A 17,208-nucleotide genomic window follows, 5' to 3' on the forward strand; every position below is an offset into this window, starting at 1 on the left:
CGCCCGAACGCACAAGGCTCGACGCCCCCACGGTGGTTACCGTGGGGGCCATGGCTCACCCATCCGAAGTCACGCCGGAGACACACGCGCGCCGGGCCTCGTCGTTCGGCGCTCAGGCCGCCGCGTACGCGGCCGAGCGGCCCGGTTATCCCGAGGCCGCCGTCCGCTGGGTGCTGGAGCCGGTGTCGGGGCGCTCGCCGCTGCGGGTGCTCGACCTGGGCGCCGGCACCGGCAAGCTGACCGCGAGCCTGCTGCGGACCGGCGCCGAGGTCGTCGCGGTCGAGCCGGACTCCGGCATGCTCGCCGAGTTGCGCCGCGCGCTGCCCGGCGTGCGGGCGCTCGCCGGCTCGGCGGAGCGGATCCCGCTCGCCGACGGTTCCGTGGACGCCATCGTGGTCGGGCAGGCGATGCACTGGTTCGACCTGGACCGCGCCGTGCCCGAGATGTCCCGCGTGCTCACGCCGGGCGGAGTCGTCGGCGGCCTGTGGAACCGCGAGGACGACGACGTGCCGTGGGTCCGCGGATACCAGGAGATCGCCCGGGGCTGGGCGGCCGTCCGCCGGCGGGAGAGCGTCGCCGAACTCGATCTGGGCCCCCGCTTCCCCACGCTGGAGCAGGAGACGTTCCGCCACGTCCAGCGGCGTACGGCGGACTCGCTCGCGGCCACCCTCGGCACCCACTCGCACGTGCTCGTGATGCCGGAGGAGGAGCGGGCCGCACTGCTGGACCGCGTCCTGGAGTACCTGCGCGCGACGCCCGAGACGGCGGGGGAGTTCGACCTGCCCCTGGTGACCCTGACCGTCCGCGCGGTCCGCGCCTGACCGCTCCCGCTCACGGCCGGGTCGTGAGGTCCTGGGTGCCGACGACCTTGAGCAGGCGGAGCGCCTCGTGCGACGGGGTACCGGGGGCGGCGGTGTAGAGCACGATCCACTGGTCCTGGTACGGGTCGTGCAGCGCCTCGCAGTCCAGGTCGAGCCAGCCGACCAGCGGATGACGCAGCCGCTTGCTCGTCGAGCGGCGGACCCGCACGTCCTGTTCGGCCCACAGCTCGCCGAACTCGGCGCTCGCGGCCAGGAGCCGGTCGACCAGCCGGCGGATGCCGGCGTCGCGGGGGTACCGTGCGGCGGCCGCGCGCAGATCGGCGACGGACTCGCGGGCGAACCGGCGGCCGCCCTCGGCGTCGTGCCGGTCACGTGCCGCCGCGTCCGTGAAGAACCGCCAGATCACGTTCCGCTCGCCGGGCGGCAGCGCCGAGTAGTCGCCGAGGAGGGCGGCGGCCATCGCGTTCCACGCGAGCACGTCGTACTTCGCGTCGCAGACGAGCGCGGGAGTGTCGTCGAGCCGGTCGAGCAGGTGCGCCACGCCGGGCCGTACGTCCCGTCGAGGGCCGGGCGGCGGTCCGGGCACCTCGCCGACGAGGTGGTGCAGGTGGGCGCGTTCGTCCTCGGACAGGCGCAGCGCACGGGCGATCGCGCCGATCATCTGCCGGGACGGGTGTGGCCCCCGGCCCTGCTCGAGCCGGATGTAGTAGTCCACCGACATGCCGGCCAGCTGGGCGACCTCCTGGCGGCGCAGGCCGGGCGTGCGCCGGCGGTGGCCGGCCTCCAGCCCGACGTCGGCCGGCTGGACCCGCGCCCGCCATCGCCGCAGGAAGGCGGCCAGCTCCGCCCGATCGAACTCGTTCACCCGCCCAGCGTGCCTCGCCGGAGCCGCCGCCACCATGGGACCGCCGGTACCAGCCTCGGCCGTGCTCTCCCGGCCGCGCCGGTCCGGGGTCAGGGTGAGGGCATGACCGACCACAAGATCATCCTCATCACCGGAGCGAACAAGGGCATCGGGTTCGCCGCCGCACGCGAACTCGCCCGTGCCGGGCACACGGTCCTGCTCGGCGCGCGGGACCCCGGCCGGGGCGCGGAGGCCGCCGCCGAGCTGACCGCACAGGACCTCGACGTACGGTTCGTCCACCTGGACGTGACCGACCCGGACACGATCAAGGCGGCGGCCGGCCTGATCGACGCCGAGTACCGCCGCCTGGACGTCCTCGTCAACAACGCGGGAATCTCCCGCGACCGGCCGCACCCGCCGGCCGAACTGCCGGTCGCGGCGCTGCGCGAGACGTACGAGACGAACGTGTTCGGCGTCGTCGCGGTGACCAACGCCATGCTGCCGCTCCTGCGCAGGTCGCCGGCCGGCCACATCGGCAACGTCTCCAGCGGCCTGGGCACCGTCGGCTTCCTCACCGACCCGGACTCCCCGCTGTGGCGGTACGCGAACCTGCTCGGCTACAACTCCTCCAAGGCCGCGCTCAACGCGATCACCCTCATCTACGCCCACTCGCTCCGCGACGCCGGGATCAGGGTCAACGCGCTGTCACCCGGCTTCTGCGCGACCGACCTGAACGGCCACGCCGGCCACCTGAGCGCCGACGAGGGCGGCGCCCACATCGCCCGCCAGGCGCTGTCGCCCGGCGAGGACACCACCGGCGTGTTCCTCAACGAGAACGGCGGCACTCATCCCTGGTGAGCCGCCAGAAGGTGGCCCACCTCCGGAGCCGTGTCGCCCGTACTCAACCTCCGTGGTCAGTACGGCTAGCCGACGCGTGGTGTCGGAGGGGTTCTCGCGGGGGCTCTCGGGGGTACCCGCCACTCGCCGAGCTCGGGGGCGTACCCGGCGTTCAGGGCGTACTGGACGCTGACGATCTTCGCCGCCCTCGGTACGGCGAAGACGATGTAGCCGCTCCGGACCTGGCCCCGTACCAGGCTCATCACGCGGGGGAAGGGCGGTCCCGCCGACACCGTCGCGACGGTCGGATCGTATCCGTGACCGGCCGAGTCGATCACCTTCGCGCCGAAGGTCGGGCTGTCGTGGTACGGCGTCGCGCCCATGTTCTTGAACACGAACCGCACGGCGGCGAACCGTTCACCCTTGCGGGGCTTCTCGAACGCGCCGCGTCCGATGGCCGTGGCGACGACGTTCTTGACCTTCACGGCCATCCGCAGCGTGCCGGTGCCGTTCGCGTCGTCCACGCCGGCGAGGACGACGGCGTCCCCGACGTTCACCTGGCGCACGCGCGGCCGGGAATCGCTGGGCTGAGGGTTCTTGGCCGTCTCGGCGGCGGATCCGCACCCGCCGAGCAGCACCGCGAGCCCCACGACGAGAGCCAGCCTCCGCACGTTCCCGGTCCTCCATCGCCGACCCGAGCCACCAGAACCGGATGATCATGATAGGGGCCGCGACATGCCCGGAGCGACCGATTCGGCCCGCGTCAGGCGAGTGCTCGGGTGGAGGCGTGGAGGATGTCGCCCAGAGCCGTACGGGCGCGGGCTACTTCGGCGCGATGCGGAGCCCCTACCCGGCGGCCTGAGCCTCAGGCGGCGAGGCGGCGCAGGGCGAGTTCGGCGAGCAGCGCGGACCCGTCGGGCAGCACCGCGTCGTCGAAGACCGCCGTCGTGGCGTGGTTGAACGGCGCCGTGGCCGGGTCGCGGTCGGGCGGGCACGCGCCGAGGAACACGAACGCCCCCGGCACCTCCTCCAGGACGTAGGAGAAGTCCTCCGCCGTGGTCATCGGGTTCGGCACCCAGATGAAGCGCTCGGGCCCGTACAGGTCCGCGACCGCGCCGGCCGCGAACTCGGCCTCGGCCGCGTCGTTGACCGTCACCGGGTATCCCATCTCGTGCTCGAGTTCGGCGGTGAGCCCGTGGGCGGCCGCGATGCCGTCGACCAGCTCTCGTACGCCGTCGATGACGCGGGCGCGGGCCGCGGGGGAGAAGGAGCGGATGGTCAGGCCGAGCTGCGCCTCGTCGGGGATGATGTTGGGCGCCGTGCCCGCGTTGAAGCTGCCGACCGTGATCACGACCGGGTCGAACGCGTCGAACCTCCGGGTCGCCAGCGTCTGCAGGGCCGTCACGATCGCGCTCGCGGCGGGGATCGGGTCCTTCGCCAGGTGCGGCTGGGACCCGTGGCCGCCCGCGCCACGCACCGTCACGCGCATCTGGTCGGCGGCGGCCATCAGCGGGCCGCGCCGGGTGAGGAAGATCCCGGCCGGGATGAGCGAGGAGGTCACGTGCAGCCCGTACGCGGCGACGGGCCGCGCTCCGGCCGCCTCCAGCAGGCCCTCTTCGATCATCAGTTTCGCGCCGCCGTTGCCCTCCTCGCCGGGCTGGAACATGAAGACGACGCTGCCCGCGAACGACCGCTCGGCGAGCAGCCGGGCCGCGCCGACCAGCATCGCGGTGTGCAGGTCGTGCCCGCAGGCGTGCATGGTGCCCGGGATCTCCGAGGCGTACGGCACCCCGGAGCGCTCGGTGAGCGGCAGCGCGTCCATGTCGCCGCGCAGCAGCACGACCGGGCCGGGCGACGAGCCCCGCAGCACCGCGGTCACCGAGGACAGCGCCGTGCCGGTCGTGGTCTCCAGCGGCAGCCCGTCGAGGGCGGCGAGCACCTTCTCCTGGGTACGCGGCAGGTCGAGCCCCACTTCGGGCTCGCGGTGCAGGTCACGGCGGAGGCGGACGAGATCGTCGTGGAGGTCGCCGGCGGCGGCACGCAGAGAGGACATGACGCCTCAGATTACGCGGCGATCCTCATTTCGGTCAGCACGCTTCACCCGGAAGTCGATCACACCGCCGAGGTCGGCGCGGTTCAGCGTCGTGCGCAGGCGGACCATGGCGTCGTCGCGGATGCGCCACGCGAGTTCGCCCAGGTCGGCGTCTGCTTCGCACATCACCCGTACCCGCATCGCGGGGCGCCGGGCGCTGCCGGAGAGCCGCGTGCGCACCCGGCGCACCCCCGGATAGGAGGTCACGTCGGCCGCGATGGCGCGGGCGGCCACGCGCGCCGCCATGCGGGTCGTTCGGGCGCGTGCGTCGCCCATCGCGAGCCGCCGCAGCGTACGGCACCGCCACTGCGCGGCCAGCCACGCGCTGCCCAGCATCGCGACCGTCAGCGAGCCGCCCGCCACGGCCGGCCAGAACCAGAGATGCGCCGCCACCCACCGCGACGTCGACGCGGTGACGAGCGGACGGCTCGCCCGGAACAGCCCGGCGGCCAGTGCCATGCCGCCGCCGCCCAGCAACACCAGGCCGGTCAGCGCCAGCCAGACGCGGTTGAACATCCGATCAGTCCTTACGCTCGCAGACGCGTACCGCCACCTCCGGCACGCGAACCGGATCGAGCTCCTCCAGCCGGTCGCGTACGGCGTCGGCCACCTGCTCGCCGAGGTGCTCGGGGTCGCTGAACCCGGTGACCGCGCGGATCTCCGCCCGCGGCCGCAGCCGTCCTCGCAGGCGCACGGTCGCGGTGTCCACGCCGGGCACCTCCAGCACGCTGGCGTGCAGGGCCGCCCGCAGCGACGCCCGGCCGAGGCCCGTGACGAACCTCGGGTCGTCGCCGGCCAGCGGCGCCGTGCTCGTACGGCCGGGCAGCACCGCGGCCAGCACGAACAGCAGCCCCGCCAGCGTCATGCCGCCACCGGTGGCCGCGACGGCCGGGTCGTCCCACGCCAGCCGGGAGAGCCGCGCGGTGACCTCCGGACGCACGACCGGATGGCCGAGCCGGCTCGAGATGACGTGCACGGCGACGGACGCCCCGGCGGCGGTCAGCAGCGAGGCGGCCAGGCTCGCCGGCAGCACCCGCCGTGGGCGGAACGCGCGCACCGCCGCGCGGCAGGCACGGGAGCGGTCGTTCGCGGAGTCACCTCGATCACGCACCGTGGCATTGAACCACGGTGCGTGACGCGAGGTCGCGGACGACAGGTCAGCGGAGCACCACGGTCCGGTCGGCGTTGATCAGTATGCGGTGCTCGGCGTGCCAGCGGACCGCGCGGGCCAGCGCCAGGCACTCCATGTCGCGGCCGACCGCCATCAGCTCCTCCGGGCCGTGGGTGTGGTCGACCCGGGCGACCTCCTGCTCGATGATCGGCCCCTCGTCCAGGTGCGGGGTCACGTAGTGCGCGGTGGCGCCGATGAGCTTCACGCCGCGTTCGTGCGCCTGGTGGTACGGCTTGGCGCCCTTGAAGCTCGGCAGGAAGGAGTGGTGGATGTTGATGATCCGGCCGGGCAGCTTCGCGCACAGGTCGTCCGACAGGATCTGCATGTAGCGGGCGAGGACGACGAGGTCGGCCCCGTAGTGCTCGACCAGCGCGAGGATCTCAGCCTCCTGCGCCGCGCGGTTGTCGGCGCCGACCGGCAGGTGGTGGTAGTCGATGCCGTACGACTGGGTCAGCGGCCGCATGTCGGGGTGGTTGGAGGCGACCGCGACGACGTCGACGCCGAGCAGGCCGGAGCGCTGGCGGTAGAGCAGGTCGTTGAGGCAGTGCCCGTGCTTGGAGACCAGGATCAGCACGCGGGTGCGTACCGCGAGGTCGTACAGGTGCCAGTCGAGGCCGAAGTCGACGGCCAGGGCGGAGAACGCCCCGGTGAGCGCGTCGCGTAGACCGTCCGGCGCGTCGAACTGCGTGCGCAGGAAGAACCGGCCGGTGCCCCGGTCACCGAACTGCTGGCTCTCCACGATGTTGCAGTCGCGGTCGGCCAGCACTCCGGACACCGCGGCCACGATGCCCGGCCGGTCGGGGCAGGACAGCGTGAGCACGTACTGTGTCATGCCCCGAGCTTACGGTGAACGCCGAGCTCAGACGGCCGGGCAGCCGGCCTCGGCGGTCGCGTCGCGGTCGCGGCGACCGTACGCCACGCCCCGGCCGCCGCCAGGCACAGCAGCGCGGCGAGCAGCACGGTCACCTGGAGGAGTCCCTGCGCGGAGGTGCGGGCGCCCAGGTAGACGCCGCCCAGCGTGGCGATGGCCAGGGTGTTGGCGAGCAGCGTGCCCGTGTTGGTCAGCGCCGACACCGCGGACGCCCGCGCCGGGCCCGCCGTGGCGGCGAGCCGCTCGACGAGCGGGCTGAAGCCCGCCGCGTGACCCGCCCCGGCCACCACCAGCAGCGGGATCACAAGCGGGGACCAGCCGTGCCGTACCGTCAGGGCGATGAGCGGGGCGGCCGCGGCGAACACCAGCGGCCCGGCGACCGGCAGCGGCCCGCGTACCGGCAGGCGCGGCCAGGACAGCCCGGCGGCCGCGAAGCCGGCCGTGTACGGCAGGAAGGCCAGACCCGCGCCCAACGGCGACAGGCCCAGGCCGCTCTGCAGGTGCAGGGCGAGCGAGAAGATCAGACCCGTGTAGGCGCCCATGACGGCGCACGCCGCGAACAGCCCCGGCGCGACACCGGGCGCGCGCAGCACGCCGAGGTCCAGCAGCGGGCTCGCCGCGCGCCGCTCGTACCACGCGAAGGCGGCCAGGCCGGCGCATCCGGCGGCCAGACACACCCAGGTCCACGGCGGCCGGCCCTCCTCTTGGCCGAACACGAGCGGCACCACCACGGCGGTCATCGCGGTGGACAGGATCAGCACGCCGGGCACGTCGAGCCGGGACCGTACCCGCTCCCGCCCACCGGGCAGCGAACGGGAGCCGACGGCGATCAGCACGGCGCCGACGGGCACGTTGAGCAGGAACACCGGACGCCACCCGGCCGCGCTCACGATGAGGCCGCCGGCGATCTGCCCGATCGCCACTCCCAGCGCGAGCACCATCGAGTACAGGCCGAGCGCGCGTGCCCGGGCCGGCCCGGAGAAGCCGAGCTGGATGAGGGACAGCACCTGCGGCAGCACGAGCGCCGCCGAACCGCCCTGCGCGAACCGTGCCGCCACGAGCGCCGGGCCGTCCGGCGCCAGCCCGCAGGCCAGCGAGGCGGCGGTGAACCCGGCGAGCCCGCAGCGGAACAGCCGGCGGTGCCCGTACAGGTCGCCGAGCCTCGCCCCGGTGACCACGAGCGACGCCATGGCGAGGATGTAGCCGCCGGTGACCAGCTGCAGCAGCGCGTCGGAGGCGTGCAGCCCGGTACGGATGTGCGGCAGGGCGACGGTCACGATCGATCCGTCCATCGACACCATGACCTGCCCGGTCAGCAGAACGACGAGTGACCCGTGACGCATGCGCCCTCCCAAGACGACCTCGGGCAGTCTGCGCCGCCGGGGCGGGTGCCGGCTTGACGATTCTTGCTCTCTCGCGGACCTTTTCGGCTTCGTTAGTGTGGCGGGGTGCTGTCCAGTGTTCCGCTCGCCGGCGGACCCGACTTCTCGGTCGCCACGGTGCGTTGTGCCGAGCACCGGCCGGGATGGTCGCCGCCCGAGCAGGCCGGGCGGCATCAGGTGGTGCTCGTACGCTCCGGCCGGTTCCGGCTGCGCTCGGAGGGGCGCGACGCGCTCGCCGACCCCACGGCCGGCTACCTCCAGGTGCCCGGAGACCTCGTGAGCTTCGCGCATCCGGCCGGGGGCGACGTCTGCACCGCGGTGACGTTCTCACCGGCCCTGTGGCGGTCGGTGGCCGGGGACGACCGGCGTCCGGCGTCGGCGTCGGTGTACCTCGACGGGCGGCTCCAGCTCGCCCACCGGCGCCTTCTGCGCGCCGCGCCGGACGTCGCGTTCGCCATGGCCGAGCAGCTGGTCGGCCTGCTCGACGGCCTGCTGCGTGGCCCCCGGAGGCGGCCCCCGCGCCGCGGCAGCCGCCGGACCCTGGCCGACGAGGCCCGTGAGGCGCTGCTGACGGACCACCCGGAGGCCGGAGGCCTGATCCCCCTGGCCCGGCTGCTCGGCGTGTCACCCAGCCACCTGAGCCGGGCGTTCCAGCATGAGACGGGCACGAGCCTCACCCGCTACCGCAACCGGATCCGCGTGACCCGGGCGCTCGACCACATCGAGCAGGGCGCGGACCACCTCGCCGGCATCGCCGCCGACCTCGGCTTCGCCGACCAGGCCCACCTGTGCCGCACCGTACGCACCGAACTCGGCCACACTCCCACCGAGGTAAGGCGCCTGCTCGGAGCGTGACCGTCGCGGTCGCCGCCGGACACCCATCCCGCGGAGTGACCGCGCGCACCGAATGGTCAGGGAGGCCCTGCTCAGTCGTCGGCGGCCTGTACCGCGACGGCGATCGGCTCGAGCGCCGCGACCAGCTCATCGAGCTCGTCCGTGCTGAGCACGTCGTACGCCGGTGCCGCCAGCTCGTCGGTGAGGGCCTCGATCCGCTCCCTGGTCTCCCGGCCGGCGTCGGTGAACCCGCCGGCGGCGTCCACGAGGCCGCGGTCGCGCAGCCCGTCGACGACGGCGGCCAGCCGTGCCTTGGGCAGGTGGTGGATCCGGCCGAACTCCTCCGGCCTCATTCCGAGGGAGAGCGCGATGAGGACGTGGGCCTCGGTACCGCCGATGCCGTGGGCGACGAGCGCGGCGTTGTGGCCGTCCCCACGGTGCTCCCGCAGCAGCGTCGCCGCGTGCCAGAGCCTGGCCACCGGCTCCTCCGGCACGTCGAGCGCCCGGAGCGCGGCGTACAGCACTCGGCCCTCGGTCGGCGCGCCGACCGCTGCTCGGGTGGCGAGGTCGGCGACCCGCACCAGACCGGGGGAGTCGGCGAGCTCCCCGATCATCTGCCGCAGCGCGGCGACGCTGCCTCGCTCGCGTACGGCGATCGCCTCCTCCGGGGTGGTCTTCCCCCAGACCCACGGGATGTGGCGCGCCACCTCGCCGTCGGCGAAGTTGTAGAAGACCGCGTGCACCACCTCGGCCGGTGCCGGCCCCAGCGGCGCGGCCCGGCCCGCGAAGTATCCGTCCCAGTAGTCGCGCATGCCGAGTGCCAGGAACGCCTCGTTCGGCACCTCGGAGAAGGTGACGGTGGCGATCGGCTCGACGAGCTCGAACATGCGGTGAACCTTGGCCTGTGGGTGCGGCATCGGTCGGTACCTCCGGTGGTCGTGGCAGCCCCTCGTAGGCGGCCTCTCACCCTCTCTACGAACGACGCGGCCCGGATCCGACAACCCCGGCCTCGACGAGCCCCACCGGTAATGGAAAAGAGCGGTGAACGCAGTGAGGCCGGGTACGCATTCCGGGTCTCCGGAACGCGCGGTTTCGCATTTTAACGTTATGCGAAACGACGGGCCGGTTCATCGCCGGCGTGGATTTCGCGCGGCGCGTTCACGCTGTACATCGACGCGGACCGCATCGCCCGGGGGACGTTCAAGATGCGGTTCACCTTCACGCACCCGGAGTCACTCCAGGGCAGGGACCAGCTCGGCCCGGACGGGACGCTCCGATTCGACTCCTCGCCCGACATGAGGGCCAAGCACCAGAACGGCGTCATCTTCCCGGCGACGTCGTACCTGACCTTCAGCCTCCAGGACCCGAAGGCGCCGCAGAGCATCCGCACACGTACGGTAAGCCGAAGAAGACCGACTGCGACGAGTACCCCTTCGCCAGCACCTACCAGGGGGCGGCGCGCGCGCACGGCAACTTCTCCGTGATGATCGTCCCCGATGGGGACAACCGGAGCTCGGGCTCGCGGCTGGGCAACTGGTACGCCACCGACCGGGTGCTGGACGGCGACCCCTTCTACATCAACGTCGTCGGCACGCCCCCGGCCACCCTGCCCAGCGCGCCGATCTTCCACCTCCCCTGACCGGAGGGACCGCGTCGTGACCGAGTGTCTCCAGCGCCTCGAGACGATCGTGCTGCACGGCGCGGTGTCCGTGACCGAGGTCACGACCGGCTCAAAGATCGGCGCTCGATTCTTGTAGGAGTCGGCGCTAGCGCTAACACGGCGCCTGTGCCGACGGCCGAAAACCGTTACTGAACGTCGTAGGTCCGCCTTTTGTAAGTGACGTGTCATTTTCCGCAAGAGCTGTAGTCATAACGTAACGTCCACATTCGGACGGTGATCGTAGTCAGGCCTTGAGTCAATATCGGCTTGTTCAGTGACCCGTATCGGGTCATCGATTCCCCCCGCTGAGGAAGGCCTGCATGCCCCAACCCTCCAGGGCGCGGCGTACCCGCCGCGTGTCTGTTCTCGCCGCGGCCGATCCCGCGGCGAGGAGACTGAGCGCCTGGCTGCTGGCGCTCGCCGTCGCGGTGGCCACGGTGATCGCCGTCCCCGCCGCAGCCGGCGCGTCCACCAAGGCGCCCCTCCCACGTTCCAAGGCCACGAGCCCGACCTCCGCCGGCCAGCACCCGACCCACAACGTCTGTGCCGAGGCCGAGAAGGCCGGGCAGGCGTCCTGTATGTCCGTGGTCCGCGACGACGTGATCGGTCCGAAGGGCGTCCAGCCGGCCGACACCCCCGCCGGCTTCGGGCCGGCGGACCTGCTCAGCGCGTACAACCTGCCCTCGGGCGGGGCGGGCCAGACGGTCGCCATCGTCGACGCGTTCGACGACCCGACCGCCGAGAGCGACCTGGCCGTCTACCGGCAGCAGTACGGCCTGCCGCCGTGCACCACGGCGAACGGCTGCTTCAAGAAGATCGACCAGCGCGGTGGAACGAGCTATCCGCCGCCGGACGCCGGTTGGTCCGGGGAGATCTCGCTCGACGTCGACATGGTGAGCGCGATCTGCCCGAGCTGCAACATTCTGCTCGTCGAGTCGGACGACAACTACATGGACAACCTCGGCGCGGCCGTGAACCAGGCCGTCGCGCAGGGCGCCAAGTACGTCTCCAACAGCTACGGCGGCGGCGAGGGATCCGACGAGACCTCCTACGACGACTCCTTCTTCCACCACCCCGGCGTCGCCATCACCGCCAGCACCGGCGACGACGGCTACGGGACCAGCTACCCGGCCGTGTCCCCGTACGTCACGGCGGTCGGCGGCACCTCGCTCGCCAAGGACACCTCCACCACGCGGGGCTGGACCGAGGCGGCGTGGAGCGGAGCCGGCAGCGGCTGCTCCACGTACGAGACCAAGCCCTCGTTCCAGACGGACTCCGGCTGCTCGCGCCGCGCGGTCGCGGACGTCTCCGCGGTGGCCGACCCGAACACCGGCGTCGCGGTCTACTACGGCGGCTGGCACGTCTACGGCGGCACCAGTGCCTCCGCCCCGATCATCGCGTCGACCTACGCGCTCGGCGGTACGCCGGCGGCCGGCTCGTCGCCCAACTCCTTCCCCTACGACCAGACCTCCGACCTCAACGACGTCACCTCCGGCAGCAACGGCAGCTGTGACCCGGCGTACCTGTGCAAGGCCGGCACCGGCTACGACGGCCCGACCGGGCTCGGCACGCCGAACGGTACGGGAGCGTTCCACTCCGGCCCGCGCGGCGTCGTGTCCGGTACGGTCACCGACGGCACCAACGCCCTGGCGGAGGCCAAGGTCAGCGTCGGCGACACCACCACCACGACGGACGGTCAGGGGCACTACTCCCTGAACGTGCCGGCCGGGACGTACGACGTCACCGCGAGCAAGTTCGGGTACACCTCCAAGACCGTCTCCGGCGTCGCGGTCGAGGACGGCCAGACGGTGACCGAGAACTTCGCGCTGACCGCGAGGTCGAACGTCCACGTCACCGGCACCGTACGCGACGGCTCGGGCCACGGCTGGCCGCTGTATGCGACCGTACGGGTCAAGGGTGAGACGACGGCGGTCGCCTACACCGACCCGAAGACCGGGCGCTACGACATCACCGTGCCCGCGGACGACACCTACTCACTGCAGGTCGACGCGCTCTACCCCGGCTACACGCAGGGCACGGCGGACATCACGGTCGGCTCGGCGGACGCGAACAAGGACGTCGACGTCGCTGTCGACCAGACGACCTGCAGCGCGGCCGGCTACGCCTACCACTACGACGCCGGCACCACGCAGTCGTTCGACGGCACCACCGCGCCGAGCGGCTGGACCGTCGACGACAAGGTCGGCAACGGCCAGACCTGGGTGTTCACCGACCCCGGCAACCGGACCAACCACACCGGGGGGTCCGGCGGCTTCGCCAACATCGACAGTGACAAGTACGGCAACGGCGGCAGCCAGAACAGCTCGCTGATCAGCCCCGTCGTCGACTTCACCGGGAAGGCTCATCCGTACCTGTCCTTCCGCTCCGACTACTACGGCATCAGCTCCTCGGTCGGGGACGTCGACTACAGCGTCGACGGCGGCCAGACCTGGAGCAACGTCTGGCACCACAGCAGCGACAGCGCTCGCGGGCCGCGGACCGAGTCCGTGGACCTGTCCGCCGCGGGGAACAAGAGCGCGGTCCAGCTGCGGTTCCACTACACCGGGAAGTTCAGCTGGTGGTGGCAGGTCGACGACGTCTTCCTCGGCAGCCGCAGCTGTGACCCGACCTCGGGTGGCCTGGTCGTCGGCCAGGTCCTGGACAAGAACACCGGGGCCGGCGTGAACGGCGCCTCGGTCACCTCGGCCGACAAGCCGGCGGAGAAGGCGATCTCGGCGGCGACCCCGAACGACCCGAACCTGGGCGACGGCTTCTACTGGCTGTACTCCTCGGCCACCGGAAGCCACAAGTTCACCGCCACCGCGTCGAACTACACGTCCCAGGACGTCACCGTGAACGTGGCCGCGAACTGGGCGACGGGGGCGAGCTTCTCGCTCGGCGCGCCCCAGATCACGATCACTCCGAGTTCGGTCGACAAGACGGTCGCCTGGCAGGGACAGGCCAGCCAGACCGTGACGCTGAAGAACACCGGCACCGCACCGGTCACCGCCAAGATCGGTGAGAGGCCGGGCACCTACCAGCCCGCGGCGCAGGGCGCCCCGCTGCAGAAGGTGAAGGGAGACTACTCGTCCGGACGGTTCCAGTCCGGCAAGGTGGACGCCAAGGCCAAGGCGAAGGCCGCAGCCGCGGCCGCCGCGAGCCCGTACGCACCGCCGTGGACCGCGACGGCCGACTACCCCTCGGCGGTCATGGACAACGGCGCGGCGACGATCGACGGCAAGGTGTACTCGGTCGGCGGCGTCGACGGCCTGGCCACCAGCGCCAAGGCCTACGTCTACGATCCGGGCACCCAGGCGTGGAGCGCCCTCGCGAGCATGAGCGCCGGACGCGAGGCGCCGGAGGTGGCCGCGCTGAACGGCAAGCTGTACGTCTTCGGTGGCTGGTCCGACTCCGGTGACACGGTCGCCAAGACGGAGATCTACGATCCGGCCGCGAACACCTGGACGACCGGGGCCGACAACCCCAAGCCGTTCGCCGGCGCGGGGGTGACCGTGGCCGACGGCAAGATCTATGTCGTCGGCGGCTGCGCCGACGCCTGCGGTCAGACAGGCGTGCAGGTGTACGACCCCGCGTCGAACTCCTGGAGCTCGGCGCACGCGTACCCCGAGTCGACCGCCTGGCTCGGCTGCGGCGGCCTCGGCGACAAGGTGTACTGCGCCGGCGGCACCGCGGGCACGGCCTCGTCCAAGCACGCCTACGCCTACGACGCGTCGTCCGACAGCTGGAGCTCCGTCGCCGACCTGCCGATCGACCTGTGGGCGATGAGCTCGTCGACGGCCAACGGCCAGCTGCTCGTCTCGGGCGGCGTGACCAACGGCACCAGCACGCTCACCAACCAGGGCTTCGCGTACGACCCGGACGCGAACGCCTGGACCGCGCTGCCCAACTCCAACAACACCCTCTACCGCGGCGCCGCCGCCTGCGGCTTCTACAAGATCGGAGGTTCGACCGGCGGCTTCAACGCGGTCAAGAACAGCGAGCAACTGCCCGGCTACGACCAGTGCGACGCCGCGGGCGGCGACGTCCCGTGGCTGTCGGAGGACAAGTCGGAGGTGACGATCAAGGCGGGCGGTACCGCGAAGGTCGTGGTGTCGCTCAACGCGAACGTCGACACGATCACCCAGCCCGGCACGTTCACCGCGCAGGTCACCATCGGCGCCAAGACCCCGTACGGGGCCCTGGCCGTCCCGGTGACGCTCACGGTGAACCCGCCGAAGACCTGGGGCAAGATCACCGGAACGGTGACGGGCGCCGGCTGCACCGGCGCACCGGCACCGCTCACCGGGGCGACCGTGGAGATCGACTCGTGGACGGCGAGCTACACGCTCAAGACCGACAAGAACGGTCAGTACGTGCTGTGGCTCGACACCCGCAACAACCCGCTCACCCTGATCGCGGCCAAGGACGGCTGGGCACCGCAGACCAGGTCCGTCAAGATCGCCAAACTGGCCACGACAACGGCCGACTTCGCCCTGAAACCCGACCACACCTGTAGCTGACCCACGATGACCGTACGGGCCGGCCTCCCCGGCCCGTACGGTCGCCTCACCCTGCTCGGCGACGGTCGCGCAGGCGTACGTGGCGGCCGAGCAGGCGGCGCATGGCGCCGTAGCTCATGCCGAACTCCTGGGCGACCCGGCGGATGCTCCAGCCCATCTCATAGAGCCGAACCGCGTCCTGTTCACGGGCGGCGGGGGACACGTCGGCGTCTGTACGCGCATCGAGGAGCGTCTGAACATCGGCCCGGCGGTACCGCCGGTGCCCGCCCGGCGTCGGCACGGCGGTGATGCGCCCTTCGCGCGCCCACCGGGCGATGGTCGTCGTACGGACACCGAATATCTCCGCCACCTCTCGTGGCCGGAGCAGGTCGTCGTACGGGTTCAGGGGACGGTCGTTCAGCGGCACGTGAGAACCGCCCAGACCGTTTTCCCGCCGTCGGGGAGCACGTCGAAGCCCCATGCATCGGCCAGCGCCGCCACGACGAGAAGGCCACGACCGTCCTCCGCCCGGTCGTCCCCGATCCGTGCCCTGACGATCGGTTCGTCCACGGAGTGATCACTTACCTCGATCCGCAGCGTTCGCTCGTTCACGATCAGGCGCAGCCTGAATTTCTGTCCTAGTTTGGTGGCATTCGTAGTGAGTTCGCTGACGACGAGACTGGCGTCGTCCAGCAATTCCTTCATGCCCAATTCACGGAGGAAATGCGTCGTCGCCGACCGGGCCTGACGGGCCGCTTCCTTGGCCGGAGCGAGCGTAAGCGTGAACAAATCCGAGACCATAAGCACCTCCTTTTGCTACTTTTCGAATCAGCACAATGGAGGCGTGCGACTCAGCTGTCGCTGTTTCCCCGAGAGATCCGCAACCAACGGAAACTTTGAGGTGTGCCGATGACTCCCCGACCGGCGCCGGACCCGATGACGTCCATGTGGGCGTGGATAGCCCATGACCTGCGGCTTTACCGTATGCGGCACAAGATGACCCAGGAGGATCTGGGCCGGGTTTTGCGCTGCGTGAAGTCCACGGTTTCCCGCCTGGAGTCCGGGCAGCTCCAGCTCGACGAGAAGCAGGCGGCAAAGCTCGACTCGCTCTGGAACACCCACGGGCACTTCACCCGCCTGCTCGTCTACGCCCACCGGGCGCACAACCCGAACTGGATGCGGCAGCACGCCGAGTCCGAAAGCCGGGCCGCGGAGATCAAAAGTTTTGAGACGTGCCTCGTCCCCGGACTGCTTCAAACTCCGGAGTACACGCGAGAGCTCTTCCGGACCACGCTGGGGATAGACGACGTCGAGCGTCATGTCGAGGAACGAATGCGTCGGCAGGACATCCTGGACCGAGCGGATCCACCGACGTTGTGGTTCCTCCTCGATGAGAGCGTCATTGACCGCTCGACGAGCGATCCCGAGGTGATGCGGAAGCAACTCGCCCGACTTCTGGAGGAGAGTCACCGGCCTAACATCTCAATCCGAGTGAGACCCCGAGCGGCCGGTCTCCATGCCGGGTTAGGTGGCTCGTTCAAGATCTTCTTCCACGAGCTAGGCGACGTCGCCTATTCCGAGGCGCAGTTCGGTGGCAGGCTCGTGGTCTCCGCTTCTGAGGTGCGGGGCCTTGTTGTACAGTATGAGCGGATTGGTGCTCATGCACTTCCTGAGAATCAATCTCGGGAGCTGATCAAGAGGTACCTGGAGGCCAGCAAATGACAGAAATTGACTGGCGAAAGAGCAGCCGCAGCAGCGCCCAGGGTGCGGATTGTGTCGAGGTCGCGCGTATTTCCTCCGAAGACGCCGAGCGCTTGGCTGACTAGTACTCCAGCCGTAGTTAGTGATCTTGTTTATGTTGATGCTGGTAGTGGCATCGTCGGGTGGCCGGCAGAGCATCGCGAATAGTCGGCGGATCTCGTGGGCCGCCGCGCGCAGCCGGCCCACGCCGGTGGGGACCTGATGAGCGCGTGAGACGGCCAGGACACAGTTGATCCGCCGGTCTTCCAAGAACCGGCGCAACGGCCCGTTATCGCCATAGGCATCATCGGCGGTGACCCAGCCGAACGGCACCCCGGCGGTACACCTGAAGCGTCCCAGCGGTGGCCGTCTCATCTCTCCATGCCTACGTCTACATGCGTCTCGATACGTGTCCAGACGTGTGCCTACGTGTCGAGACGTAGCGACACGTACAACC

General features: G+C 71.2%; 17 protein-coding genes and 1 pseudogene. 7 read left to right on the plus strand and 11 right to left on the minus strand.

What is annotated here, in order from left to right:
- Positions 1-50: 50 nt before the first annotated feature.
- Positions 51-821, plus strand: coding sequence for a class I SAM-dependent methyltransferase (locus QSK37_RS27825; RefSeq protein ID WP_285626679.1), 771 nt, complete (start codon positions 51-53; stop codon positions 819-821).
- Between the two features lie 10 nt (positions 822-831).
- Here QSK37_RS27825 and QSK37_RS27830 read toward each other — a convergent pair whose 3' ends face one another.
- Complete coding sequence (locus QSK37_RS27830; RefSeq protein ID WP_285626681.1) at positions 832-1,686, minus strand: helix-turn-helix transcriptional regulator; 855 nt, start codon at positions 1,684-1,686, stop codon at positions 832-834.
- Positions 1,687-1,788: 102 nt separating this feature from the next.
- Here QSK37_RS27830 and QSK37_RS27835 point away from each other — a divergent pair, with 102 nt between their 5' ends.
- Positions 1,789-2,523 carry an SDR family oxidoreductase gene (locus QSK37_RS27835; RefSeq protein WP_285626683.1) on the plus strand — a complete coding sequence of 245 codons (735 nt, stop codon included), beginning with the start codon at positions 1,789-1,791 and terminating at the stop codon, positions 2,521-2,523.
- Positions 2,524-2,588: 65 nt separating this feature from the next.
- Here QSK37_RS27835 and QSK37_RS27840 read toward each other — a convergent pair whose 3' ends face one another.
- From QSK37_RS27840 to QSK37_RS27865, 6 genes are all read right to left on the minus strand, one after another.
- Positions 2,589-3,173, minus strand: a complete 585-nt coding sequence (locus QSK37_RS27840; protein WP_285626685.1) for a DUF4352 domain-containing protein — start codon at positions 3,171-3,173, stop codon at positions 2,589-2,591.
- A 194-nt stretch (positions 3,174-3,367) separates the two neighbouring features.
- Positions 3,368-4,555, minus strand: coding sequence for a M20 metallopeptidase family protein (locus QSK37_RS27845; protein WP_285626687.1), 1,188 nt, complete (start codon positions 4,553-4,555; stop codon positions 3,368-3,370).
- Between the two features lie 6 nt (positions 4,556-4,561).
- Positions 4,562-5,110 carry a hypothetical protein gene (locus tag QSK37_RS27850; RefSeq protein WP_285626689.1) on the minus strand — a complete coding sequence of 183 codons (549 nt, stop codon included), beginning with the start codon at positions 5,108-5,110 and terminating at the stop codon, positions 4,562-4,564.
- Between the two features lie 4 nt (positions 5,111-5,114).
- On the minus strand, positions 5,115-5,705 hold the full coding sequence (locus QSK37_RS27855; protein ID WP_285626691.1) for a DUF6286 domain-containing protein: 591 nt from the start codon (positions 5,703-5,705) through the stop codon (positions 5,115-5,117).
- Between the two features lie 46 nt (positions 5,706-5,751).
- Entirely contained in the window at positions 5,752-6,597 is an 846-nt protein-coding gene (purU, locus tag QSK37_RS27860) for a formyltetrahydrofolate deformylase (protein WP_285626745.1), read from the minus strand.
- A complete protein-coding gene (locus QSK37_RS27865; RefSeq protein ID WP_285626747.1) occupies positions 6,594-7,979 on the minus strand; it encodes an MFS transporter in 1,386 nt (461 codons plus the stop codon). The genes purU and QSK37_RS27865 overlap by 4 nt, the downstream gene beginning before the upstream one ends.
- A 105-nt stretch (positions 7,980-8,084) precedes the next feature.
- Here QSK37_RS27865 and QSK37_RS27870 point away from each other — a divergent pair, with 105 nt between their 5' ends.
- Positions 8,085-8,873 carry a helix-turn-helix transcriptional regulator gene (locus QSK37_RS27870; RefSeq protein WP_285626749.1) on the plus strand — a complete coding sequence of 263 codons (789 nt, stop codon included), beginning with the start codon at positions 8,085-8,087 and terminating at the stop codon, positions 8,871-8,873.
- Positions 8,874-8,944: 71 nt separating this feature from the next.
- On the opposite strand, the gene QSK37_RS27875 is transcribed toward QSK37_RS27870, so the two are convergent.
- Positions 8,945-9,739, minus strand: coding sequence for a MarR family winged helix-turn-helix transcriptional regulator (locus QSK37_RS27875; RefSeq protein ID WP_285626752.1), 795 nt, complete (start codon positions 9,737-9,739; stop codon positions 8,945-8,947).
- A gap of 251 nt (positions 9,740-9,990) precedes the next feature.
- Here QSK37_RS27875 and QSK37_RS27880 point away from each other — a divergent pair, with 251 nt between their 5' ends.
- Positions 9,991-10,491, plus strand: a complete 501-nt coding sequence (locus QSK37_RS27880) for a NucA/NucB deoxyribonuclease domain-containing protein (protein WP_285626754.1) — start codon at positions 9,991-9,993, stop codon at positions 10,489-10,491.
- A gap of 341 nt (positions 10,492-10,832) precedes the next feature.
- Positions 10,833-15,032 (plus strand): carboxypeptidase regulatory-like domain-containing protein, encoded by a 4,200-nt coding sequence (locus QSK37_RS27885; RefSeq protein ID WP_285626757.1) that lies wholly within the window; start codon positions 10,833-10,835, stop codon positions 15,030-15,032.
- 46 nt (positions 15,033-15,078) lie between these two features.
- On the opposite strand, the gene QSK37_RS51505 is transcribed toward QSK37_RS27885, so the two are convergent.
- The gene (locus QSK37_RS51505) at positions 15,079-15,438 is read right to left on the minus strand and encodes a helix-turn-helix domain-containing protein (RefSeq protein WP_349497996.1); all 360 of its coding nucleotides are present in this window, start codon (positions 15,436-15,438) and stop codon (positions 15,079-15,081) included.
- Positions 15,429-15,812 carry an ATP-binding protein gene (locus QSK37_RS27895; RefSeq protein ID WP_285626759.1) on the minus strand — a complete coding sequence of 128 codons (384 nt, stop codon included), beginning with the start codon at positions 15,810-15,812 and terminating at the stop codon, positions 15,429-15,431. Before QSK37_RS27895 ends, QSK37_RS51505 begins: the two co-directional genes overlap by 10 nt.
- Positions 15,813-15,956: 144 nt before the next feature.
- Between QSK37_RS27895 and QSK37_RS27900 the strand changes: the two genes are divergently transcribed.
- Together QSK37_RS27900 and QSK37_RS51825 are read left to right on the plus strand one after the other, a co-directional pair.
- Positions 15,957-16,733 (plus strand): helix-turn-helix domain-containing protein, encoded by a 777-nt coding sequence (locus QSK37_RS27900; RefSeq protein ID WP_285627572.1) that lies wholly within the window; start codon positions 15,957-15,959, stop codon positions 16,731-16,733.
- Positions 16,730-16,837 (plus strand): DUF397 domain-containing protein, encoded by a 108-nt coding sequence (locus QSK37_RS51825; RefSeq protein WP_432705607.1) that lies wholly within the window; start codon positions 16,730-16,732, stop codon positions 16,835-16,837. The genes QSK37_RS27900 and QSK37_RS51825 overlap by 4 nt, the downstream gene beginning before the upstream one ends.
- 100 nt (positions 16,838-16,937) lie before the next feature.
- Here QSK37_RS51825 and QSK37_RS51830 read toward each other — a convergent pair.
- Positions 16,938-17,093, minus strand: a pseudogene (locus QSK37_RS51830) (transposase); the annotation flags it as partial.
- Positions 17,094-17,208 lie beyond the last annotated feature (115 nt).

Source organism: Actinoallomurus iriomotensis, assembly GCF_030269445.1.
GTDB lineage: Bacteria > Actinomycetota > Actinomycetes > Streptosporangiales > Streptosporangiaceae > Actinoallomurus > Actinoallomurus iriomotensis.